This window comes from Flavobacterium sp. FlaQc-28 (assembly GCF_044007415.1).
Lineage (GTDB): Bacteria > Bacteroidota > Bacteroidia > Flavobacteriales > Flavobacteriaceae > Flavobacterium.
Genome location: NZ_JBIPCM010000011.1, coordinates 152075 through 176563, shown reverse-complemented (window position 1 = coordinate 176563; position 24489 = coordinate 152075). Strand labels below are relative to the sequence as shown.

The window sequence follows — 24489 nt, the reverse complement described above, 5'->3', positions numbered from 1 at the left end:
TAATTACTTATTCGTTTAAAAATAATTGAACCACATATTTCTTTAATAGGATTTTTTCTAAATTAGCAAAAGTATATAGCACAAAACGGTACTAATCTAAAGTGAAATTTCATGACAAAAGGCAACGAGAATCCTAAAGTTGATTTTTATTTTGATAAAGTCGAAAAGTGGCAAAAGGAATTGGAACTACTGAGAGAAATTGCGCTCGATTGTCAGCTTACAGAAGAATTAAAGTGGGGAACTGCCTGTTATACTTTAGGAAAAAGCAATATTGTTTTAATACATGAGTTTAAAGAGTATTGTGCTTTTTTGTTTTTTAAAGGCGCTTTATTAAAAGATACTAATGGTATTTTAATTCAGCAATCTGAGAATGTACAGGCAGCGCGTCAAATTAGATTTACGAATCTTAAAGAAATAATTGATCAAAAGACGATTTTGAAAACCTACATTTATCAGGCAATCGAAATTGAAAAAGCGGGTTTGAAAGTCGAATTGAAAGAGACAACCGATTTTGAGGTTTCGGCAGAATTTCAAAAGAAGTTAGATGAAATGCCTAATCTAAAAAAAGCATTTCAAGCCTTAACACCAGGAAGACAAAGAGCCTATTTATTGCATTTCTCACAGCCCAAACAATCTAAAACCAGAGAATCGAGAGTCGAGAAAAATATTCCTCAGATTTTAGAAGGGAAAGGACTGAAAGATTAATTTATTTAAGGGAATTTTCAAAACAAAAAATACAAGATCATGAATACTGTTAATAAACTATCGCCAGAAGGAACCGAAGAACTGCTTAAGGTTTTGGAAACTCGTTTTTTGAAAAATTTGAATAGACATCAAGGTATTGATTGGAGTAATGTCGAAGCAAAACTAAAAGCAAATCCAGAGAAATTATGGTCGCTTGATGAAATGGAAAGGACAGAAGGTGAGCCGGATGTTGTAGGTTATGATTCGAAAACGGGCGAATATGTTTTTTATGACTGTTCGCCAGAAAGCCCAAAAGGACGTCGAAGTATTTGTTACGATCATGAAGCACTTGAAAAAAGAAAAGAACACAAACCTAAAGACAGTGCCATAAATATGGCAGATGAAATGGGAATTCAAATTTTGAATGAACAAGAATATAAAGAGCTGCAAAAACTGGGTAAGTTTGATACTAAAACTTCAAGCTGGATCAAAACGCCTGCGGATATTAGAAAACTTGGCGGCGCTGTTTTTTCAGATTTTCGTTATAATACCGTTTTTGTATATCATAACGGAGCAGATTCGTATTATGCTGCGAGAGGATTTCGAGGCTCATTAAGGATTTAAAAAGATGTATTTTGAGTAAACTCTTTAGCTTGATTTTTAACAAATAGAATTTAATACATAATTCCACAAATTATTTTAAACCCTAATAGAATTGTATGAAAAATAAACTTTGGCTCTTGTTTTTACTTTTGACAACTTTAGCATTTGGTCAAAAGGCAGTTTTTAAAATTAAATATTCAGAACAATTGGCTGTTTTTGTTTTTTTACAAAATCTTTCTGAGAATTCTCCAGAGAATGTTTTTAAAACAGAATTTCAAAAATCAAAATATTATACGGAGAAATACAAAAGTATAGCTTCAAAATTTGACCTTTTAAATATTTACTATAGTTTTCCATTTGAGGATTATCCTTATGGTTTAAAAAAGTCGATGCAGACAGAAGATATACTGAAAAAGAACTTGATTGAAACTGATAATTTAAAAGATTTCAAAATACGTTCTATCGGTTTCATTCCTAATAAAACATTGAATGATTTGGCAGAAAGTATTTCAGAGTTTACACCTATTTACAACGAGCTGATTTATAATCCAAACAAAGAGAAATTCGAAAAACAAATTGTAGAAATTACAAAATATTCGAATGAACATGACATGGAAAAGTATTTTCAAACCGGGCTTACATTTTATAATTCCAGCTGGGACACTTCAATTCCATTTGAAATAGCTTTTTATCCGCTGCCTAACTCTAAAGGATTTACTGCGCAGGCGTTTTGCAATAACTTTATTAGTGCCGTGCAGACTGATTTAGATTCATACAAAGATTTATTTAGTGTTATGCTGCACGAAACGTATCATATCATTTATGACGAAGAATCGCTCGAAGTAAAAAAAAATATAGATTCTTACTTTAAAGAAAATAAATCAAAGTGCAGTAATTATGCTTATCAGCTGATGAATGAAGTTTTGGCAACGGCATTAGGAAATGGATATGTTTATGAACAATTAGACGGGAAAATTGATGATGGAGATTGGTATAATAGAAAATATATCAGCCTTATGGCAAAACAAATTTATCCATTGGTTACAGAATACATTAATGAGAAGAAAGGAATTGACAGAAGTTTTATAGATAATTATATCAAGCAGTATGAGACTAACTTCCCGAATTGGATAAATGAGCTTGATAATATTATGGCTTATAGATATGTAATTTCTGAAAATGAAGAAGACGTAAATGCAATAAGAAAAATGTTTCGTTATCGTTCAAGAACCGAATTTGATTCTGAATTAACAGAAGCAAGTATTGACAAAATGAAAAAAACACCGCTTACTAAGGTTATAATTGTTTCGAAAAATAGTACCGAGAAGTTAAAGTTGGTGCAAAGAAATTTTGCAGAGTTAAAAAAATACAAATTTAATCCAGACAAGGAGTTTATAAATATGATTTTCTTAAACGATAAAAGTCAATTGATACTAGTGAATCAGAAAAAATCTACGCTTGAAACTCTTTTTAAATCAGTAAAATAGTAGTAAAGAGTGTAAAACGCAGGATTTCAGAGTTTTGTTTTTTTTGCTTGATTTTAAGAAAAAAGAATAATATAACAGTAAGAAATTATTTCTTTTTCAAGAAAAAGGAAATGATAAAAAGTGAAAATATTTCATATATTCGCTTTGAAAAAGAGCAAGCTTATCATTGAAGTACAGTCAGAAAAATGTACTAACTTTTGGAGGCAGATCTAAATAAGCAGGTTATAATTATAAACAATAATACCACTAAAAAACAAAAATGGATAAGATTAATTTATTAATTGTTGCAACCATAATTACTTTGTTCATTTCATTATTGCTAATATTTTTTCTGCTCACAGTTAAAACAAAAGACAAAACAAGCAATATTCTTTTTGCTGTTTTTCTATTAATAAATGCAATCGACTCAAGTGAGCCTTTGTTCGGATTAATGTTCGACAGACCTTCAAATTTGGGAATATTCAGATCTTCAATTGCTTTTCTTCAAATCCCGGTTTTTTACTTATATGTATTATCAGTTTCTTATTCTGATTTTAAACTAAAGCCCAAATATCTGATGCATGCAATTCCGTTTTTAATTGTAAATGCTGTTTTGGTGCCACGCTTCTATGCTGTAGATGATGCTTCTAAATTGGATTTTATAATAAATCGTAAAAGCATGATCGAATTGCAGTTTATTCATGTTTTAATTCATGTTCAGATCATTGTTTATTTTGCGGCCATTTTTATGTTATTAAAAAGAGCCAAAAAACTGTATCTCGAAAATAATGCCGGCACCCATATTAATTCCTATAATTGGTTATTTCAGTTTGCAACCCTTCTTTCAATCTTGTATGTAGTTGCTATTGTAAAAAATATTTTTAAGTTTTCTGAATATCCAGATATCTCCGAATGGATAAAAGCTGGAATTATGGTAATGCAGCCTTTTATTATTTGCTGGTATTTATTTAAAGCTTTAAATAATCCAGATTTATTCAGGAATATTGATTCAAAATTAAAATTGGTAAAAGATATTGTTTCTGAAGAAAAAATTAATACAGCTACAGTAGTAACTGAAAAAGTATATAGTGAAGAGTTATTGAAATTGCAGCAGTATATGAATGAAGAAAAGCCGTTTCTTAATCCTTCTTTGACAATACAAGATGTTTCAAATGATACTCAAATTCCGGTACGAGATTTATCGCTTTTAATTAATCATAAATTAGAACAGCATTTTTATGATTTTATTAATGCCTATCGTATCGAAAATGCAAAGAATATTTTAAAAGATGTTGCAAAAAGTAAAGTAACCATTTTAGAAATTTTGTACGAAGTGGGGTTTAATTCAAAATCTTCTTTCAATACTGCTTTTAAAAAGCATACCGGTTTTACTCCTACTGATTTTCGCAAGGCGTTGTAATTCATGGTTTTGTAATTATTCGTACGCGTTTTTTTAAACAAATGCGTACGAGTAGTTTTATTCGGTCGCGTCTCATAAGTTTCTTTCGCAAGTTTGTATCGAAATAAATTTATAACCATAAAAATACGATACGATGAAAACTTCAGTAAAACTTTTAGCAGCACTTTTATTAGTAACTAACTTTTCTTTTGGACAAGGAATTTCTCAAAGAATAGATTCGATAATAAAAGATAATCACCAAAAAAATCCCAATGTAGGTATTAGTGTAGGCTTTGTTCTGAACAATGAAGAATATTATACCGCATACGGAAATTTGAATGCAGAGAGTCAAACTAAAATTGACAAGAACTCCATATTTGAAATAGCATCAATTACTAAAATTTTAACTTCAAATTTAATAGCACAAGCCGCTATTGAGAAAAAATTGAAATTGGAAGATTATATAGACAGCTATCTTCCAAAAGAATATGTACTGCAAAGTAATCTTAAAAATAAAATTAGAATTTCAGATTTAGCTTCTCATCAATCAGGTCTGCCAGATATTGACTTTGGAAAATTAATTGAGCTAAATCCACAGCAGCCTGTGAGTAGTGTAACTAAAGAGTCATTGGCTGCAATTGTAAATAACTGTTCTGAATTAAAAGATTATGGTAAATATCGCTATTCTACAATTGGATATACTTTGCTTGGACAGATATTAGAGAAAGTATATAATAAAAGTTACGATGAAATTATCACAAGCAAAATGATAAAACCATTAAAAATGACCAATACTTTAACTAAGGATTTCAATGTTAAAAACCGTACAGTTGCTCACAATCCAGACGGAGGTATTCAAGAGTTTTTTAATTGGAACATTACTGCTCCTGCAGGATTAGTAAAATCGAATGCTTCTGATATGGTTACCTATTTAAAAGCTGTTTTAAACAAAGAAACTAAAGTAGGTAAAGCAGCTATTGTTACTGAAAAAATATTTTATAAAGATCAAAAGAGAGAATTAGGATTGGGTGTAAGTATTATGACAGATGATAAAAACACACTTTATATGAAATCAGGAGACTCAATGGGACAATCTTCAATAATATGTTATGACAGAGCTAAAAATTGGGGAATCATAATACTGTTAGATTATAGAAACTCAAAAATGAGACAAACTCTTTTGAATAATATTTATGACGCAATCTTGAAAGATATGAAACCTAATAATACAAATTTGTAACAGACATAATCTTTAAAACACAACGCAAAAACTCCTTAAGAAATTAAGGAGTTTTTTATGTTTTGATAAATCCGTATTCCAATTATCTTTTGCTTTATCGGATGTACTTATAAGTAAATAGGAAAGTAGAATAAATTGTATTTTCCTTTCTTGGTTCTATCTTTTCGGTTTAGCATAATTCAAACAATTTTATCTGTTGTGTAAATAATATTTGGGTTCGAATTTTTATAAACTGCAGGTTTTTTTAGTTCGAATAAAAAAAAGGATCTATCAAAAGTGTATTTGTTTGTTGTTTCAATGTGTTGTTTTTTAAGGCTTTGTAATTACTCGTACTTATTATTGTTGACAAATGCGTTCGAATAGTTTTATTCGGTCGCATAGGTTTAATTTCTCCCACATCTTTGTACCGAAATAAATTTCTAACCTTAAAAATCACGATACCATGAAAAACATTATTTATTTATTACTTCTTATAGTAACAGTCGCAAGTGCTCAAACAAACAAAAAAGCAATTGCAAAAAGTAAAGATTATAGTTTTCTAACAGACAGTTTAAATATTGATCCACAATTAGAAAAATATAAACTTGCGGGATTTAGTCTTGTTGTTTTCGAAAACTACAAGATTGTGTACTCAAACCAATTTGGTGTAAAATCGATAGATTCAAAAGAAAAAATAGATCAAAACACTGCTTTTTCTACAGCTTCAATTTCAAAACCAATTACAGCGCTTCTTTGTTTTATTCTTGAAGAAAAAGGTTTAATTAAGTTGGACGATCCAATTGATGGTTATTTAAAACGTTGGCATTTACCAAAAAGTAAGTTTATCGAAAATAATAGACCAACATGGAAACAATTTCTAAATCATACCGCTGGCACAAGTCAAAGCGGATTTGCAGATCACTATGAAGGCGATACAATTCCAACAATAAAAGAAAGTCTTTTAGGAAAAATTCCAAGATATGATAAAGAAATTGAATTTTTGTTTGCACCAGGAACAGATTGGGCTTACAGTGGCGGCGGTTATGTAATTGTTCAAATGGCTTTAGAAGATACTTTTAAAAAACCGATCAGTGAACTTGCTGCAACATATATTTTCAAGCCTCTTGGATTAAAAAATACTACAATGATTCAGCCTAATGAAAAAGGGTTTCCAACAAATGTAGCGCTTGTGCACGATGAAAATGAAAAGGTTATTAGAACAGGTTTGCCAATTACACCGCAAGTTGGGCCGTCAGGAATGTGGTCTACACCAACCGATTTAGCTATAATTGCTCTTGAGATGCAAAATGCTTTGCGCAATAAAAACAACAAAGTGATTTCTTATAATGTTGCTCAAAAAGTAACAGAAGTAACTGCTTTAAAAGATGCTGTTGGCGGATGGAGTTACGGATGGCAAAAATCCTTTGGTTACAATAATTATGATTGGTTTATGTGTAACGGTTCAAATACAGGAGTTGGAGGAAGTGTTTTTGCAACGATGACAGATGGAAATGGCTTTACATTTTTAACCAATGGCGAAAAAAAGAATCGTTTTCCTGTAATGGGAAATACTCAAAGAACACTTTTAAGAGTAATGGGCTGGGATAAAAAGACATCTAACGAAGAGGTTCAGGAAATGCCATCAGGTTTAAAAGAAAAACTAGTTGGGACTTATGATGATTTCCTTTACGCGCAAGGTGTAGAAACAAAAATTGTAGAAAAAAACAATCGTCTTTATGTTGAATCAATGTTATTGGATCATTTTAAAGGAAAAAATGATAATGAGTTGGTATATCTTAAAAATGGATATTTTAGAATTATTGATTATCCAAACTTGTTGAAATTTGGTTTCAGCGATGGAAAAGTAAGTTCTGTAACCTTAACAAGAGATAATCTTAGCGCTAAAGTTGAATTAACTAATACAGGGAAATAGTCGTTTCGAGATATTGTTTATCAGCTTGAATTTTAAATTATTACGAACGAAGATATTTCTTATATTAGCCAAAAGTAATTTTTAAACACATAGTCTTGAAGCTTCAGGACTATGTGTTTGCTGTTTATAAAAAACAATAATAATCCTAGCTACCAATCAAAATATGAAAAAACTATTCTTCTTTGTTTTTATAATAATTACTCAATCTTTTTACGGGCAGGATAAAGTGACAAAAAAGCCCGAATATGTATTGATAATCAACAATGAGATTGGTACAATGGCAGATGTTGAGAAATACGGTGCCGATGGTTATGTTAAATCTATGGTTAAAGGAGTTTCTGAAAGCGAAAGAAATGAGCTGGTCAAAAAGTTTGGAGATAAAATAGGAGATAAAGAGTTTATAATTTTGATTGAGATTTTCAGCGAGCAAGAAAAAATTGAGAACGATAAAAAAACTGCCGCTCAGTCTGAAAAAAGCCAAAAATTGGTAAAAGAAGACGAGTACATTTTAAAACTAAATGAGAAAGCAAAGGACTTTACCTTAAAATTAATAGACGGTAAAGAAGTAAAACTTTCTGATTTAAAAGGAAAAGTAGTTCTTGTGAATTTTTGGGCAACTTGGTGTGCGCCTTGTTTAATGGAGTTTTATGATATACCATCAAAAATTATTGAGCCCAATAAAAACACTGATTTTGTATTTTTAGCAATTTCAAGTGGAGAATCTCAAGAAGTTGTTTCGAAAAAAGTAACTAAACTAAGAAAAGATGGAATCGATTTTAATTATGGAATTGATTCAAATGGGAAAATATGGAATGAGTTTGCAAAAGGTTCAATCCCGAAAAACTTTTTATTAGATCAAGATGGGGTTTTAAGATTTATGTCAACAGGAAATACTCCCGACAATTTAGATAACATTGCTGCCGAAATTAAAAAACTGCTGGCAAAATAATTTTTTTGATTCCTCTTAAAACAAATTGAGTTTTAGGGAAATGAAAATTTAAAAAACCTCCTTAATTTTTTAAGGAGGTTTTTTTTGAACAATATTTTGTAATTATTGTATACTACACATCTGTGTTCTCACGTAGTAAAATTGATTTATGACTTATTTTTTTGTATTTTAAAAACTTTGGAAAGCAAAAATAATTAGTATATTTACAACAATAAAGTATAGACTATACTCTATACTTTATTGTTTTTTATTTAAAAAAAATAAAGCTATGCTTATAAACGAATTATCAAAAAAAACTGGACTATCAATTCATACTATTCGATATTATGAAAATCTCGGAATGATCAAGGGATTGACTAATGAAGAAGTAAAATCTAATAATTACAAAAATTACGACGATAATGTTGTTGAGCGTTTAGAAATCATCATAGAAGCAAGAGAAGTCGGCTTTACATTAGCAGAAATAAAAAAAATACTAACCACTTGGTTTGAAAGCACTGATTCGAAACCTGAAACACTTGAACTTTTTCAGTCTAAAATAAAAGAGATTGATGATAAAATGAAATATTTCAAACAGACTAAAAAGCTTCTTGAAAAAGTATGTGAGAAATTGCAAAGTAATGATTGATGGTGAAATATTGATAAGCAAATTGTGAAAGTATATCAAAAAAAAAAAAACTCCTTAATTTCTTAAGGAGTTTCTTGGTGGGCGATGAGGGGTTCGAACCCCCGACCCCCTCGGTGTAAACGAGGTGCTCTGAACCAGCTGAGCTAATCGCCCTATTTTACTAGGTTGCTATCGTTTGTGATTGCGAGTGCAAATATACGCTAGTTTTCGAGTTCTGCAAAGGATTTTGAAGAAAAAATAAAACTTTTTTTAAAATAATTTATATCTGTCTGTTTATGAATTTGTTATTAAAATGATTTTTTTAAAGTTTTTGGTAGATCAAAAGTATATTTTAACCCAAAGGCAGTTCGGCAACAACAAAAGTGCTTCCGCCAACGTAAATAAAATCATTTTTCGAAGCATTATTCTTCGCTTCCGCGAAAGCGCTTTCAACAGAATCGTATTTTTCTCCAATTAATTTATGCTTTTTTGCTTCGTTCTGCAAAATTTCGGTACTCAATCCTCTTGAAGAATTTGGACTGCAGAAATAATAATGTGCATTTTGAGGAAAAAGCGGTAAAATAGAATCTAGATCTTTATCATTTACAACGCCTAGAACAATATGTAAATTTTCAAAGGTTTCTTTTTTAATCTGGTTCATTACAACCGTTAATCCATGTTTGTTATGTGCCGTGTCGCAAATAATTTTTGGATTCTCGCCAAGCTGCTGCCATCTTCCTTGCAATGCCGTATTTTTGACCACATTCAACAAACCAGATTTTATACTTTCATCTGAAACTTTAAAATCAGTAGTTTCATTTATAATTTTAATAGTCTGCTGTACCGTTTTTTTATTGTGAAACTGATAATCTCCAATTAAGTCAGACGGAAATACTTCGCTGATTAAATCAGACGCAAAGTAAATAGGTGCTTTTTTTTCTTCGGCTTTAGCTAAAAAAACCGGCTGTGTTTCAACAGTATATTCACCAACGACAACAGGAACATTTGTTTTTATAATGCCAGCTTTTTCACCAGCAATTGCCTCAAGTGTATTTCCTAAAAACTGAGTGTGATCTAAACCTATATTTGTAATTACAGAAACTAAAGGAGTAATAATATTAGTTGCATCAAGTCTTCCGCCCAGACCGACTTCAATAATAGCAATGTCAACTTTTTCGGATGCAAAATAGTCAAAAGCTAAACCAACAGACATTTCGAAGAAACTCATATCATTGGCTTCAAAGAAACTTTTATGCTTTTCGATAAACTCACACACAAAATTTTCTGAAATTTCTCGACCGTTAATTTTAATACGTTCTCTAAAATCTTTTAAATGCGGCGAAGTATACAAACCAACATTATATCCAGCTTCATGCAAAACCGAAGCCAGCATATGCGATGTTGACCCCTTTCCGTTTGTTCCAGCAACATGTATACACTTTAACTGCGTTTCGGGATTACCAAGATGCGCTGCCAGTAATTTGATGTTTGTGAGATCTTCTTTGTATGCCGAAGCACCTTGAAGCTGATACATTGGTAATTGATTAAACATCCAGTTTGTAGTCTCTTGATAGTTCATTTTATTTGGATAAAATAGTTGGTGATTGAAATAATTTTCGTTTTTTTTAGTTTAATATTACAATGAAAATTATCTTTAGTGCAAAATTGAAATATTTTTTAGAATTAATTATTAAAAACAAGAATTAAAATATGTTTAGCCTCATTCAATTACAAACAGATACCATTGCAAACGCATCTAACGTAGTTATCGAAAAAATTGCTCCAAATACCGAAATTTCTGTTTTAGGTTTTATCTTAAAAGGAGGTTTCTTCCTAATTCCAATCGCGCTTTTATTATTTTATACTATTTACATCATTTTTGAGCGTTATATGTATATCAGTAAAGCTTCAAAAATTGATAGCCGATTAATGCAGGATGTTGGTGATAAATTGAATGCAGGAAATATCGAATTGGCTAGAACAATTGTAGAAAGAAGTAATACCGCTGCAGGAAACATTTTGAAAGAGGGAGTTCTGGTTATTGGAAGACCAATTGCCGAAATAGAATCAAATATGGATCGTGCTGCCGATATTGAAATTGGTGAAATGGAGCGCCGTTTAGGTCACCTTGGACTTATTGCAGGTATTGCGCCGACACTTGGGTTTATTGGAACAATTTCGGGAGTTATTAAAATTTTCTACAGCATCTCAGTAACTGAAAACATTAGTATTGGAAACATTTCTGGAGGTTTATACGAAAAAATGATCAGTTCGGGATCAGGATTAATTGTTGGAATTATTGCCTATAGTGCTTATCATTTATTGAATGGAAAAATTGATGATTTTGCCTTAAAAATTCAAAAACAAATATTAGAATTTGTAAACATAATTCAAAGAGCATAAGGTATGTCTATTAAGAGAAAAAGAAGATTTCATGCTGAGGTTGCCACTTCATCGCTGAGTGATATTATGTTTTTCCTGCTGTTGTTTTTCTTAATCATTTCAACACTTGCAAACCCTAATGTTATCAAGATGACTTTGCCAAAAGCCAAGGCAAATGAAAAAACAAATAAACAATTAATAAGTTTATCCGTTACCGAAGATAAAAAGTTCTACATCGACAAAGAACCCGTAGACTTTGAAAATCTAGAAACAAGTTTAATGACAAAAATAGGAGCAGACAAGGAGCAAACTGTTGTAGTTCGTATCCCTTTTAATTTGCAGGTTCAAGATTTAGTTGATGTTTTGCAAATAGGAGTAAAGAACAATTTGAAGTTTGTAATTGCTACAAGTCCGAAGTAGAATGTTATAAGCAGTTTTGTCATTTCGACTGAAAGGGAGAAATCACACTAGTAAATATACAACAGAATCTCCAATCTTTGTTGAGTTTCTAGTGTGATTTCTCCTTCGTCGAAATGACAAACTAGACAAAAAAAAAGGCTTTCTGGTGATTTCAGAAAGCCTTTTTTATATAAAAGTTATTCGTGTAAATTAGTGCAATTCGAGTTTTAATTCAAATTGAAATTATAAATGATTTTTCCAACCTGCTTTACAGGTGCATCATTATCAGATTCCCATTTGGTATTTATTGCTGCAATTCGTGCTTGATCAAGTAAACATTTCGCTGTATTCGTTGTGCCTTTAATTCCTGCAGTTGCGCTTATTGTTTTACCATTTTGATCAACACTTACTTCAACAACAACTTTGCCTTCTTCATTACAAGTGTATTTTGGTGCAGGTTTAGATAAGGCTTTTCTGTTTCCAAGAGAATAACCTGATCCGCCGCCAGAACCACCGCCGCTTCCTGCTCCGTAACCACTTCCGGTTCCTATACCGTTTCCAGTTCCGTTACCGCCTCCAGTTCCTCCGCCAGAACCTCCAGTTCCGTAATATCCATTAGAACTCAAACTTCCACCTGCTTTTCCTTTGTTTCCTGCAACTTTATCATCACCGTCGCCGCCTTTGTTTGATCCTTTCAAAATACTTGATAAAGCATCATTTGTAGAATTTGAAACTTTTGGTTTTTCAGGCGCTGGTTTTGCCTCAGGCTTTACAACAGGAGTATTTTTTTTAGGTTTCTCTTTTGTTGGTATTACAACATCAGTTTCATCAGCTGCTGTGTTTTCTTGAGTCATAATAGCTTCATCAGGAGCCGCTTTTGCAGGAGCCTGTTTTACGTTATTTTTTACCTCAAGAACTTCACTTTTGTAATTAGCGCCAGAGCCTAAATCGCTGTCGCCAAAGTTAACAGTTACACCTCCGCCACCTCCGCCGCTGGCAAGAGCAACGTTATTATCTGGATTGTATGGAGGCCAAAAACGTATGAAAAACAGTAATATTAAAATTACCGCATATATAGCTGTCGTGAAGAGTAAGGATTTCTTTTGATCTGAAGAAATAGTGAAACTCATTTTAATTCTGAATTTTGAAATGTATAATTTTAAAAACGTTTAAAAGTAGTAAAAATTGTTTAGAATGAAAGAGAGAATTTAAATGCAATCCCGATAGCGATCGGGAGCTAAGGTTTTATCAACGGAATATAAATATTTTTTAAACATTGTTTAAAACCGTACTGTTTGTCATTTCGACAAAGGAGAAATCACACTCGTAAAAATACAACAGAATCTCCAATCTTTGTCGAGCTTCTAGTGTGATTTCTCCTTCGTCGAAATGACATAAAATGAGAGAAAACTTTGCGAACTTTATGGTTATATCTAAATAAAAAACGAGCTAAAAACTAATTTAGCCCGCTTATAAATAAAGTATAAAATTAATTACACCAATTGTTTCAATGCAATTTCAAAAGCCGTTGCACTAATATTTGTTTTTGATGAATTTAAAGCGTGAGCTTTTACAATCGCATTTTTTATAGTTTCAGAAGTGTCGTTAAAGATAGCCTCATCTGTCATTTGAACTTTTTTCTCCATGAAATAAGCAAACACTCTTGCCATACCACAGTTTGATATAAAGTCTGGAATTAAACTTACTTTATGATCCACTTCTTCCATAATCGATCCGAAGAAAATTTCTTTGTCGGCAAAAGGAACATTCGCCCCGCAAGAGATTACTTCTAATCCGTTTGCAATTAAATTGTCAATTTGATTTTGAGTAACTAATCTTGAAGCGGCGCAAGGTGTAAAAATTTCAGCGCCTATTGTCCAGATTTTAGAGTTGATTTCCTCAAACGGAATCATATTATCGGCAACTAATTTGTTTCCGTCTTTATTTAAAAACAAAGTTCTGATTTCTTCAAAAGAAAAACCATCTTCTTTGATTAGTCCGCCATCGCGATCAATAATTCCAATTACTTTAGCACCCATTTCGGCTAAATAAAAAGCAGCTGCAGAACCAACATTTCCAAAACCTTGTACAATTGCTTTTTTACCTTTTATTTCTCCTCCATAAGTTGCATAAAAATGACGAACAGCTTCAGCAACGCCAAAACCAGTAATCATATCCGCAACAGTATATTTTCTAGTTACGTCTGGCGAGAATTTTGGATTTTCGATAACCTTAATAACGCCTTGACGTAATTGCCCGATTCTATTAATTTTATCTGCTTCTGTTGGTTTAAAATGACCATTGAAAACGCCTTCTTGCGGATGCCAAACACCACATTCTTCTGTCATTGGAATCACTTCATGAATTTCATCAACATTTAAATCGCCTCCAGTTCCATAATAACTTTTTAATAATGGAGAAACTGCTTTATACCAACGTTGTAAAACTCCCTTTTTGCGAGGGTCATTTGGATCAAAGTTTATTCCAGATTTTGCACCTCCAATTGCTGGACCAGAAACAGAGAATTTAACCTCCATTGTTTTTGCCAATGATAAAACTTCGTTCATGTCTAAGTCTTTTCTCATTCTAGTTCCTCCGCCGGCAGCTCCGCCTCGCAGTGAGTTAATCACGGTCCATCCTTCAGCTTCTGTTTCAGAATCTTTCCAGTTAAAAACAATTTCAGGTGCTTTATTTTCAAATTGCTGTAATAAATCTTTCATTTTGTTGAGATATGTTTAGTTTGCGTAAAAGTATAAAATAGAATAATGCGAATAATGTATTTTGCTTCAAATTTATTAAAACAAAAAAGAAAGCCGAAAACTATAAGGTTTTCGGCTTTCGAATATGGTAAAGAATTAAGAATTATATTCCTAATAGATGCTTTTTTAAAGTTTCGTCAACCGGCTTGTCTGAAAGCCAAATGCCAAATAGTGCTTTTTTGAAATCAAATCCTTGAATTTTTCCTTTTAAAACTTCGTTTTTATAAACATTGATAGTTTGGTCAAGCGGATTATAAAATAAAATGAATACATCTTTCTCTGTAATAGCATCACTTAAGTATGTTTTAAACTGCTCAATTCGAGGACGTAACTGCTCAAGATTACTTCCAGCAGATTTTTCGAATCCAGTATTCATTGCTTTTGTTAATTTATTAGAAGAAACCATCGAAGAGGTAATTTCAATTCTAATAGCCATTTCAGTATCACTATCAATAATAAATTGCGGATCTTGGCTTAATTGCGATAAGTACAAAGCCTGCACATAAACTTCCAACCACATTTTTGATCTTCCGCCGGCACCATTAAGCTGCAAGGATTTGCTTTGAAATTCTATTTTTCTTGGAACAGTAACACCATTTACTTCTAATTGAGTTTGTGCCGAAACTGTAGAAAATTGCAGACTTAAAAGGAGTGTAAGCAATAGTAAAATCTTTTTCATATTCTATCAATTATATATTTTTTGAGCAAAAATAATGTTAATTTGTCAAAATTTTACGTTCTATTAAGATCTTTTTTTCTGATATTTTTTGCGTATTGTTTTAGAAATCAAATTAGTAGGACTAATTTTACGTGGATTTGCGTGTTTTATAAGTAATAGGTCTTTTTTAGAGTAAGAATTGTGCTTAGAATTTAAATTCTCTTATTTTTTATATGCATTTTTAATCTTAAAATTTAGAAAAAAAGCTGCATGATTATTGTTACTTGGTCGAAAAAGCTAAATATTAACGAAAACGTTATCGTAAATATTGCCGATCTCTCAATTTTATATGCGCGCATTGTAAATTTCACATTTAAAATTTATCTTTGAAAGCCTTTTTGTGTAAAAAAGGACTTCAAGAAAAACAAAAAAACAAACCAGCCACAGTGCATTGTCATTTGATGGTAAAAAAACAATAATTAAAAAAACTATGGATTTTAATCTTACCGAAGAACATTTAATGATTCAGCAAGCAGCAAGAGATTTCGCTCAGAATGAATTGTTACCAGGAGTTATTGAACGTGATGAAAAACAAATTTTTCCAACTGAACAAGTTAAGAAAATGGGTGAACTTGGATTCATGGGAATGATGGTTGATCCTAAATATGGCGGAAGCGGACTTGATGCGATTTCGTACGTACTTGCAATGGAAGAAATTTCGAAAGTTGATGCTTCAGCTTCTGTAGTAATGTCGGTAAATAATTCTTTAGTTTGCTGGGGATTACAAGAATTTGGAACAGAAGAACAAAAACAAAAATATTTGCCGGGTTTGGCTTCAGGTCAAATTCATGGTGCTTTTTGTTTAAGTGAACCAGAAGCAGGAAGTGATGCAACTTCGCAAAAAACTACAGCTGTTGATATGGGAGACCATTATTTGGTAAACGGAACAAAAAACTGGATTACAAACGGAAATACGGCATCTGTATATTTAGTTATTGCTCAAACGCACCCAGAATTAAAGCACAAAGGAATAAATGCTTTGATTATGACTAAAGATATGCCAGGTTTCTCAATTGGACCAAAAGAACAAAAAATGGGAATTCGAGGTTCAGATACACACTCTTTAATGTTTAGTGATGTAAAAGTTCCAAAAGAAAATAGAATTGGAGAAGATGGTTTCGGATTTAAATTTGCAATGAAAACACTTGCAGGAGGACGTATTGGTATTGCTTCTCAAGCATTAGGTATTGCTTCTGGAGCTTACGAATTAGCTTTAAAATATTCTAAAGAGCGTAAAGCTTTTGGAACAGAAATTTGCAATCATCAGGCAATTGCTTTCAAATTAGCAGATATGGCAGTTAATATCGAAGCTGCACGTCATTTATGTATGAAAGCGGCTTGGGATAAAGACCAACATAAAAACTATGATGTAAGCGGTGCAATGGCAAAATTATTTGCTTCACAGGTTGCAATGGATACTGCGGTTGAAGCTGTTCAAATTCACGGTGGAAATGGTTATGTAAAAGAATACCATGTCGAACGTTTTATGCGTGATGCAAAAATTACTCAAATTTATGAAGGAACTTCTGAAATTCAGAAAATTGTAATTTCAAGATCAGTTATCGCAGGATAATAGCTTTATAATATTTTCAGTAAAACCCTTTCAGGCTTTTTGGTCTGAAAGGGTTTTCTTTTTTTAATTGGTTATCTTTACTAAAAGAAAGTTTTTTATGTACGAAGATTTAAAGTATTGGTATTTGCGAGATCATAAACTGTTTCGAACTTTGAGTTATGCTCAAATCAAACAGTTGTGCATTATTACTGGTTTTAAAAAAGCATCAAAAGGCGAAATTATCTATTTCTCGACTTCAGATCTGCCGCGTATATTTTTACTTAAAAAAGGCAATATTAAAATTGTTGCAGTTGATGATGAAGGCAATGAAACGATAAAAGATATTATCCAGAAAGGGGATTTGTTTGGTGAATTGACTTTAGAAACAGATAATAAAAATGAAGAATATGCAAAAGTCCTTTCAGACGATGTGACGATTTGCAGTTTTTTAATGTCTGACTTTGAGGATTTATTACTTAAAAATCCCACGCTGGCACTTTCGTATACAAAATTCGTAGGCTTGAAAATGAAACGAATAAAAAACAGCTACGCCAATTTAATTTCTAAAGATGCTAAAACAAGATTGTATCAGTTTCTAAAAAACTGGGCAGAACAAGAAGGCAGTAAAAACGGGAATGTTGTTACGATCGAAAATTATCTGACACAAAATGATATTGCACAAATCATTTGTACTTCTAGACAGACGGCCACACAATTATTGAATGAAATGGAATCTAATAATTTATTGAATTATAACAGAAAAGAAATTGTTATTCAGGATATCTCTAAAATATAATTGTTTAAAACCTTTTTTATTGCTTATTCAATTAAAGTAATAGCTAGTAGATTGCAATAGAAAAAAGTTAAAATAGTATTATATTGCAGAAACAAAAATGTATTTTAACCAGCTGTTTATAAAAATCTAAATCATCATTTATGAAAAAACTCTACTTTCTTTTGCCATTTGTTTTTTTTGCCTGTAAAACAAACCCTACTGCAGTAAGCGAAAAAAAATCAAAGTCAACTTCTAAACCTATTGAAGTTACCTATAAAGTCAATCAAAATGAAGTTTCGAATTTTTTAGAATATCTTTCTTCAGATGAACTGGAAGGACGTGAAACTGGGACAAAAGGAATCGAAAAAGCAGCTGTTTTTTTAGAGGATTTCTTAAAGAAGAACAATGTTAAACCTTATTTTAAAACATACCGAGATACATTAACAAATTTTAAATCTCCAGCTTTTAATATTGTCGGCGTTCTTGAAGGAACAGATCCAACTTTAAAAAATGAATATGTTGTTCTAAGTGCGCATTACGATCATATTGGAATAGAGAAAAAACAACAAGCAGATGTTATAAATAATGGCGCAAACGATGATGCTTCTGGTGTAACTGCTGTCGCGCAAATGGCTAAATATTTTGCAGAAACAAAATCAAATAAACGAAGCATTTTAATTGTGTTTTTTGCCGGAGAAGAAAAAGGATTGCTGGGTTCAAAAAGTTTAGTTCAAAAACTGAAGAAGCAAAATTTTAATCTTTATACACAATTAAATATAGAAATGATTGGAGTTCCTATGAAACGTGATTATTTGGCTTATGTTACCGGTTTTGATAAATCGAATATGGCGGAGAAAATCAATCAATATACTGGTAAAAAAACAATTGGATTCCTGCCAAAAGAAGCGGAATACGAATTATTCTATAGATCAGATAACTACTCGTTTTATGAAGCTTTCAAGAAACCATGCCAATCTATAAGTACTTTTGATTTTGAAAATTTTGAGTTTTATCACCACGTTTCTGATGAGTTCAAAGTAATGGATATTCCTCATATTACTTCATTTATTCAAGAGTTTTTGCCTGCTGTTACAAAAATTGCAGTTACTCCAACTGAAGAAATTACAATGAATAAATAGTCTTTCTTTCTATTGTATTTGTTTATTTTTGCTTTATGAAAAATATTATTGTTACAGGAACGAGTAGAGGAATTGGTTATGAACTGGCTTTGCAGTTTGCAAATGCTGGAAATCAGGTTTTAGCTATTTCTAGAAAAATACCAAAAACACTTTTAGAACATCAAAATGTAACTTGCTTATCAATCGACTTAGCAGATGAAACTGCTTTGCAGGAAGTAGAGCATTTTATTTCTTCGACATGGAAAAAAGTCGATGCCTTAGTTCATAACGCAGGAGCTTTATTATTGAAGCCTTTTGCAGAAACTACTCAAGCCGATTTTGAAAGTATTTATAAAGTAAATGTTTTTGCAGTTGCAAACCTTACAAGAGTTTGTCTGCCTTATTTGCAAAAAGGAAGCCATGTTGTAACCATCAGTTCAATTGGCGGAGTGAGAGGAAGTCTTAAGTTTGCTGGTTTGGCAGCGTATAGTTCTAGTAAAGGAGCTGTAATTACTTTAAGCGAATTGCTGGCTGAAGAATATAAAGAACACGGTATTTCATTTAATGTGCTGGCTTTAGGTTCTGTTCAAACAGAAATGCTCAATGAAGCTTTTCCAGGGTATCAAGCGCCAATTTCTGCCGAAGGAATGGCGACATACATTTATGATTTTACACTCAACGGAAATAAGTATTTTAACGGAAAGGTATTGGAGGTTTCATCAACTAATCCATAAGAAAATTTCAATAGTTAAATTCCAGATTCAAATAGAAATGAACTTTTGACGTTTAACAAATAACATTTAACCTAAATTGAGCGAAACTTTAGCAAAATATATTCCAGAGCACGCTGTAAAGCCTGTTTTTGATTTGATTGTATCCAATCAGGTTCATTTGAAAATTGTAAATGAACGTCAAACGAGGCATGGAGATTACAGGCGCGGACCTAGTGGCAAACACGAAATCACGGTTAATGCAAGTTTAAATAAATACAGGTTTTTGATTACCTTAATTCATGAGATTTCGCATTTGGTCGCATTCGAAAAATTTGGAAGAAATATAAAACCACACGGCAACGAATGGAAATACACCTTTCAAAGAACGATGGTTCCATTTATAAGACCAGAAATATTTCCAAGCCAATTACTGCCGTTATTAGCCAGACATTTTAAAAATCCGTCAGCAAGCAGTGATACAGATACTACTTTGTCTTTGGCTTTAAAGCAATATGATTCTGCAAGTGATAAAAATTATGTTTTCGAAATCCCGTACGGAAGCGTTTTTCGAATAAAAAATGGTAAAATCTTTAAGAAACTTGCTGTTAGAACCAAACGATTTGAATGTATAGAAATAAGCTCTGGAAAGACTTATCTTTTTAATCCAAATGCAGAAGTAGAGCTGATAGATTAATAATTTAAATAAAAAGAGAAATCCCAAATTCCAATTTTAAACAGCTAGGAATTTGGGATTTTATATTTTGATATTGTAAAGCTTTTTTAGCCTTTTAAATAAGCTTCTCTTACTTTTTTAAACAGGTTAGAAGAGTAAACAAATTTGACAATATCTTTATTGTCTGTTCTAAAAATCTCTTCTTTAGTTCCCTGCCACGCTTTTAATCCTTTTTTTAAGAAAACAATATTCTCGCCAATTTCCATTACCGAGTTCATGTCGTGCGTATTAATTACAGTCGTAATATTATACTCCTCCGTAATTTCCTTAATCAAATTATCAATCAAAGTTGAGGTATTTGGATCTAAACCTGAATTGGGTTCATCACAAAACAAATATTTTGGATTATTTACGATCGCACGAGCAATAGCTACACGTTTCTGCATTCCTCCAGAAATCTCAGAAGGTAATTTTTTATGAGCATCGACTAAGTTTACTCTTTCTAAAACAAAATCAACACGTTCTTGGATTTGCGCTTTGTTATTGTTGGTGAACATTTTTAGAGGGAAAGCAACGTTTTCCTCAACAGTCATCGAGTCAAATAAGGCGCTTCCTTGAAAAACCATTCCAATTTCAGTTCTTAGTTCCCTTTTTTCATCTGGATTTAATTCAGAATAAACACGTCCATCAAACTCAATTGCGCCTGAATCTGGTGTATGAATTCCTAGTAAAGTTTTTAATAAAACAGTTTTTCCAGAACCACTTTGTCCGATAATCAAGTTTGTCTTTCCAGTTTCAAAAACCGTCGAAACGCCTTTTAAAACTTTACTATCACCAAATGATTTTTCTATGTTTTTTACTTCGATCATTATCCTAATAATAATTGAGTTAATATATAATTAAAAAGAATAATACAAACAGATGTCCAAACAAATGATACTGTACTTGCTTTACCAACTTCTAATGCGCCGCCTTTCATATAATATCCGTGAAAAGATGGAATTGTAGCCAATAGCATTGCAAAAATTAAAGTTTTAATAAAAGCATATGTAATATGAAACGGAATAAATTCCATTTGAGCCCCTTGAATAAAGTCTTGACTTGTTGAAAAACCGCCATATGCGCAAGCAAGCCATCCGCCAAAAATTCCTAAAAACATACTAATTCCAATTACAAAAGGGTACATTAATAAAGCTACTATTTTTGGAAAAACTAGATAGTTTAATGAATTAACTCCCATAACTTCTAACGCATCAATTTGTTCTGTAACACGCATTGTTCCAATACTTGAAGTAATGTAAGACCCCATTTTTCCGGCCATAATTACCGAGATAAAAGTTGGCGCAAACTCCAAAATCACAGATTGACGAGTTGCAAAACCAATTAAATATTTTGGAATTAAAGGATTAGTTAAGTTCAATGCCGTTTGAATGGCAACAACTCCACCGATAAAAAATGAGATAAAGCAAACGATACCTAGAGAGTCTATTATTAAATCATCGATTTCTTTGAAAATTAATTTTTTCATAACAGGCCATTTGGTCTGTTTATTAAAAATTTCTTTCAGCATTAAAAAATATCTTCCTATTTGAGATATATAACGAATTAGCATCATAAGTTTTACAAATATTGGCTAAATTAAGGATTAGTTTACAGTTTACCGTTTCAGTTTGCAGTTTTTAATTTTTTTTAAGATTAAAAAAGCTTCTGTTTCATTTTTTGAAAACGATAATTTCTAATAAATTTAGCTTGTTCAGGGGTGACTAATAAAGGAGTTTTGGCACTTTTGGCTTTCCAGAATCCTCTGATATAATCTAAAAAGAGAAACGGCTTTTTCTTCATCATAGCCAATTTTGCTGATGCGATTGCTGTGATCCAAAAACCATAACCTAAAGTATAAAAAGCTTCTCCTTGTTTATAACGAGCAGTTTTGTTGTAGTTTGCACCAGTTGGTTTTAAGTGTTTTACATGTAAAGATTCGTCGGTAATAATTTTCCAATCGTAATATTTACACAATAATTCGTCAACCGTGTCCCAGCCCATTGCAGGTTTTAAACCTCCAATTTGCTGATAAGTTTCCTTGCGATATGCTTTTAATGCACCGCGAATATGATCTTTGTCGGTTAAGTTTTCTAAAACCCATTCGCCATTTTTATCGATATAGCAAAATCCGCCCGCCATTCCTATTTTAGGATCAGCTTCAAAATGTTTGATTACAGTTTCAAAATAATTTGGAGGGAAGATTAAATCGCCGTCTATTTTTACAATAATATCATAATTTGAATCCAAAGTTTCAAAACCTTTTTGAAACGCTTGAATTACTTTGCTTCCTGGCAAATGAATCGCATCTGAAGTTTTATTTACAACAGAAATATACGGATTTTCCTTTGCAAAACTTAATACAACTTCTTCTGTTTTATCTGTAGAATTGTCGTTTACAACCACAATTTTTGAGGGTAAAACAGTTTGGGAAATTAAAGATTGTAAAGTTAAGCCAATTAAATCCTGTTCATTATGTGCGGGAATGACGATGTAGTATTTCATAAATTTTCAATTTTAAATGCCAATTCCTTAAATACCAAATTCCAATCAAAGCGGGTTCAATTGGAATTTGGAATTTTAGTTTTGGAATTTATTTAATTTTTTCCGCTGCAACAATATAATATCTTGGAGTGAAATATCTTAACAATGGTCTAAATCCAAACTTTTTTACCGGATGTGTAAATTGCAGACGGTCTGTTATTTTCCATCCTGTTTTTTCTAAAAGCCAGTCTAACTGCCAATCTTCAAATTCGTGATAATGTCTGTCCCACATATCAGTTTTAGAACGATATGCTGGAGAAAACCATAAACGTAACGGAATTGAAATTAACAATTTGTCGCATTTTACGTTTTCTAGAATTGTGTATGGATTTAGTAAATGTTCGAAAATTTCAAAAGCAGTAAAAACAGTGTATTCTTCAGTTTTTAGCGCCGTCTGATCGTTGTCTAAATCTTCGCCTTTTGTGTTTTTTACAGTATAACCATTCTCTTCCATTATTTTAGAAAATGGATTTGGCACACCAAAATCAAAAATGGTTTCTGATGTGTTAACGTGTTTTTGTAAAAACTCTAAGGTAAGTTTGAATCTTTTATTCGGAAATGTTTTTTCGTACATTATATATGTTTTAAACAACAAAGGCGCAAATATACTAAAAAAGTCCGCATCTTATAGTGCGGACTTTTTTTAGTTTTGCAGTGTTCAGTTACAGTTTTGAGTCTGAAAATTAATTACTGCGAGTGTAAACGGAATACTAATATCTGTATACAAAAGCATTAACGTTCATTCCTGCTCCAACTGAAGCAAAAATTACAACATCGCCTTTATTAATAGTATGATTTTCGATTTTTCCTTGAAGAATTAAATCGTATAAAGTAGGAACCGTTGCAACACTGCTGTTTCCTAAATCATGAATACTCATTGGCATAATGTCTTTAGGAGCAGTTTTGTCGTATAGTTTATAAAAACGTTCGATAATTGCCTCGTCCATTTTTTCATTTGCCTGATGAATCAGGATTTTCTTTACTTCATCAATTGAAATGCCGCTTTTGTCTAAACAGCTTTTCATTGCACAAGGAACGTTGCTTAAAGCAAATTCGTAAATTTTGCGTCCGTACATTTTAATGTACTTAATATCTGGATCTAAATCAGGATTATATGATTTTCCGAAGTAAAGGAAGTTAGCTTCGTCATTGGCAAAAGTAGCGCTTTCATAAGATAAAAGTCCAGCTTCGTCTGTTGAAGCTTCTAAGATTGAAGCACCAGCTCCATCAGAATAAATCATCGAATCACGATCGTGATCATCGACAACTCTTGAAAGAGTTTCTGCTCCAATTACTAAAACTCTTTTTGCCATTCCAGATTTGATAAAAGCATTCGCTTGAAGTACTCCTTCAATCCAGCCAGGACACCCAAAAAGAATATCGTAAGCAACACATTTAGGGTTTTTAATGCCTAATTTATGCTTAACACGTGTTGCTAAACTTGGTAAAATATCAGATTGTGAAGTGCCTGATTTTACATCACCAAAATTATGAGCGAAAATGATATAATCTAAAGTTTCAGCATCGATTCCTGCATTTGCAATTGCTTTTTCAGCTGCAAAAAAGGCTAAGTCTGAAGCAGTATGATTTTTTTCGGCATAACGGCGATTTTCGATTCCCGTAATACCTTTAAATTTTTTAATAACGACTTCATTCGGGTAACCAAAAGGAGTTCCATCTTCATTCAAAAAAATATGCTTGTCAAAGTCTGTGTTTTTTACTTCTAAATTAGGAATATAACTCCCGATGCCAATTATTTTTATTTTCATTTTTCCTTTAATTATCCGATAAATTTATTGCTAAAGTATAAATAAAATCATGATAACTATCATAAAAAATACTATGCATGCATATAATTGTGGAATAATTGTTTTTTGAGTGATATATTGATTATTTTTTAATGATTTTTTAATTTTACAGAGATTTCAAACGTTTGAGATCGATTTTGGAATCTATT

Annotated in this window: 24 protein-coding genes and 1 tRNA gene; 15 read left to right on the top strand and 10 right to left on the bottom strand. The window is 31.8% G+C overall.

The window, feature by feature from the left end:
- Window positions 1-111: 111 nt before the first annotated feature.
- The 8 genes from ACHRVL_RS22140 to ACHRVL_RS22105 all read left to right on the top strand — a co-directional run bounded on the left by ACHRVL_RS22140 (window position 112) and on the right by ACHRVL_RS22105 (window position 8881).
- A complete protein-coding gene (locus tag ACHRVL_RS22140) occupies window positions 112-705 on the top strand; it encodes a YdeI family protein (protein WP_395415431.1) in 594 nt (197 codons plus the stop codon).
- Between the two features lie 39 nt (window positions 706-744).
- Window positions 745-1308, top strand: a complete 564-nt coding sequence (locus ACHRVL_RS22135) for a DUF4256 domain-containing protein (RefSeq protein ID WP_395415430.1) — start codon at window positions 745-747, stop codon at window positions 1306-1308.
- Between the two features lie 95 nt (window positions 1309-1403).
- Complete coding sequence (locus ACHRVL_RS22130) at window positions 1404-2774, top strand: hypothetical protein (RefSeq protein ID WP_395415429.1); 1371 nt, start codon at window positions 1404-1406, stop codon at window positions 2772-2774.
- Between the two features lie 259 nt (window positions 2775-3033).
- Complete coding sequence (locus ACHRVL_RS22125) at window positions 3034-4173, top strand: helix-turn-helix domain-containing protein (RefSeq protein ID WP_395415428.1); 1140 nt, start codon at window positions 3034-3036, stop codon at window positions 4171-4173.
- 133 nt (window positions 4174-4306) lie between these two features.
- Window positions 4307-5392, top strand: a complete 1086-nt coding sequence (locus tag ACHRVL_RS22120; RefSeq protein WP_395415427.1) for a serine hydrolase domain-containing protein — start codon at window positions 4307-4309, stop codon at window positions 5390-5392.
- A gap of 442 nt (window positions 5393-5834) precedes the next feature.
- Window positions 5835-7304 carry a serine hydrolase domain-containing protein gene (locus tag ACHRVL_RS22115; RefSeq protein ID WP_395415426.1) on the top strand — a complete coding sequence of 490 codons (1470 nt, stop codon included), beginning with the start codon at window positions 5835-5837 and terminating at the stop codon, window positions 7302-7304.
- A gap of 163 nt (window positions 7305-7467) precedes the next feature.
- Window positions 7468-8253 carry a TlpA family protein disulfide reductase gene (locus tag ACHRVL_RS22110; protein ID WP_395415425.1) on the top strand — a complete coding sequence of 262 codons (786 nt, stop codon included), beginning with the start codon at window positions 7468-7470 and terminating at the stop codon, window positions 8251-8253.
- 268 nt (window positions 8254-8521) lie between these two features.
- Window positions 8522-8881 carry a MerR family transcriptional regulator gene (locus ACHRVL_RS22105; protein ID WP_089055402.1) on the top strand — a complete coding sequence of 120 codons (360 nt, stop codon included), beginning with the start codon at window positions 8522-8524 and terminating at the stop codon, window positions 8879-8881.
- A 75-nt stretch (window positions 8882-8956) separates the two neighbouring features.
- Here ACHRVL_RS22105 and ACHRVL_RS22100 read toward each other — a convergent pair.
- Window positions 8957-9034 (bottom strand) — tRNA-Val (locus tag ACHRVL_RS22100).
- A 178-nt stretch (window positions 9035-9212) separates the two neighbouring features.
- Window positions 9213-10439, bottom strand: coding sequence for a bifunctional folylpolyglutamate synthase/dihydrofolate synthase (locus ACHRVL_RS22095; protein WP_395415424.1), 1227 nt, complete (start codon window positions 10437-10439; stop codon window positions 9213-9215).
- 131 nt (window positions 10440-10570) lie between these two features.
- On the opposite strand from ACHRVL_RS22095, the gene ACHRVL_RS22090 reads away from it, so the two are divergent.
- Both ACHRVL_RS22090 and ACHRVL_RS22085 read left to right on the top strand, forming a co-directional pair.
- Window positions 10571-11263 (top strand): MotA/TolQ/ExbB proton channel family protein, encoded by a 693-nt coding sequence (locus ACHRVL_RS22090; protein ID WP_089055380.1) that lies wholly within the window; start codon window positions 10571-10573, stop codon window positions 11261-11263.
- A gap of 3 nt (window positions 11264-11266) precedes the next feature.
- Complete coding sequence (locus ACHRVL_RS22085; RefSeq protein ID WP_089055379.1) at window positions 11267-11662, top strand: biopolymer transporter ExbD; 396 nt, start codon at window positions 11267-11269, stop codon at window positions 11660-11662.
- A 206-nt stretch (window positions 11663-11868) separates the two neighbouring features.
- On the opposite strand, the gene ACHRVL_RS22080 is transcribed toward ACHRVL_RS22085, so the two are convergent.
- From ACHRVL_RS22080 to ACHRVL_RS22070, 3 genes are all read right to left on the bottom strand, one after another.
- Window positions 11869-12771, bottom strand: a complete 903-nt coding sequence (locus ACHRVL_RS22080; RefSeq protein WP_395415423.1) for an energy transducer TonB — start codon at window positions 12769-12771, stop codon at window positions 11869-11871.
- A 363-nt stretch (window positions 12772-13134) separates the two neighbouring features.
- Complete coding sequence (locus tag ACHRVL_RS22075) at window positions 13135-14361, bottom strand: Glu/Leu/Phe/Val dehydrogenase dimerization domain-containing protein (RefSeq protein ID WP_395415422.1); 1227 nt, start codon at window positions 14359-14361, stop codon at window positions 13135-13137.
- A 142-nt stretch (window positions 14362-14503) separates the two neighbouring features.
- Entirely contained in the window at window positions 14504-15079 is a 576-nt protein-coding gene (locus ACHRVL_RS22070; protein WP_089055376.1) for a chalcone isomerase family protein, read from the bottom strand.
- A 469-nt stretch (window positions 15080-15548) separates the two neighbouring features.
- Here ACHRVL_RS22070 and ACHRVL_RS22065 point away from each other — a divergent pair, with 469 nt between their 5' ends.
- The 5 genes from ACHRVL_RS22065 (at window position 15549) to ACHRVL_RS22045 (ending at window position 19970) form a co-directional block, all read left to right on the top strand.
- Entirely contained in the window at window positions 15549-16691 is a 1143-nt protein-coding gene (locus tag ACHRVL_RS22065; protein WP_129025187.1) for an acyl-CoA dehydrogenase, read from the top strand.
- A gap of 97 nt (window positions 16692-16788) precedes the next feature.
- Window positions 16789-17466: a Crp/Fnr family transcriptional regulator gene (locus ACHRVL_RS22060; protein ID WP_395415421.1), complete on the top strand. Its 678-nt coding sequence runs from the start codon at window positions 16789-16791 to the stop codon at window positions 17464-17466.
- 140 nt (window positions 17467-17606) lie between these two features.
- Entirely contained in the window at window positions 17607-18584 is a 978-nt protein-coding gene (locus tag ACHRVL_RS22055; protein ID WP_395415420.1) for a M20/M25/M40 family metallo-hydrolase, read from the top strand.
- 35 nt (window positions 18585-18619) lie between these two features.
- Window positions 18620-19297 (top strand): SDR family NAD(P)-dependent oxidoreductase, encoded by a 678-nt coding sequence (locus ACHRVL_RS22050; RefSeq protein ID WP_395415419.1) that lies wholly within the window; start codon window positions 18620-18622, stop codon window positions 19295-19297.
- A gap of 76 nt (window positions 19298-19373) precedes the next feature.
- The gene (locus tag ACHRVL_RS22045; RefSeq protein WP_089055365.1) at window positions 19374-19970 is read left to right on the top strand and encodes a SprT-like domain-containing protein; all 597 of its coding nucleotides are present in this window, start codon (window positions 19374-19376) and stop codon (window positions 19968-19970) included.
- 86 nt (window positions 19971-20056) lie between these two features.
- On the opposite strand, the gene ACHRVL_RS22040 is transcribed toward ACHRVL_RS22045, so the two are convergent.
- From ACHRVL_RS22040 to ACHRVL_RS22020, 5 genes are all read right to left on the bottom strand, one after another.
- Entirely contained in the window at window positions 20057-20818 is a 762-nt protein-coding gene (locus tag ACHRVL_RS22040; protein ID WP_089055364.1) for an ABC transporter ATP-binding protein, read from the bottom strand.
- Window positions 20818-21564, bottom strand: coding sequence for an ABC transporter permease (locus ACHRVL_RS22035; RefSeq protein WP_055091648.1), 747 nt, complete (start codon window positions 21562-21564; stop codon window positions 20818-20820). The genes ACHRVL_RS22040 and ACHRVL_RS22035 overlap by 1 nt, the downstream gene beginning before the upstream one ends.
- Window positions 21565-21644: 80 nt before the next feature.
- The gene (locus ACHRVL_RS22030; protein ID WP_395415418.1) at window positions 21645-22493 is read right to left on the bottom strand and encodes a glycosyltransferase; all 849 of its coding nucleotides are present in this window, start codon (window positions 22491-22493) and stop codon (window positions 21645-21647) included.
- A gap of 88 nt (window positions 22494-22581) precedes the next feature.
- The gene (locus ACHRVL_RS22025) at window positions 22582-23106 is read right to left on the bottom strand and encodes a methyltransferase (RefSeq protein ID WP_395415417.1); all 525 of its coding nucleotides are present in this window, start codon (window positions 23104-23106) and stop codon (window positions 22582-22584) included.
- A 136-nt stretch (window positions 23107-23242) separates the two neighbouring features.
- Window positions 23243-24301: a 3-oxoacyl-ACP synthase III family protein gene (locus tag ACHRVL_RS22020; RefSeq protein WP_089055361.1), complete on the bottom strand. Its 1059-nt coding sequence runs from the start codon at window positions 24299-24301 to the stop codon at window positions 23243-23245.
- Between the last annotated feature and the right edge of the window lie 188 nt (window positions 24302-24489).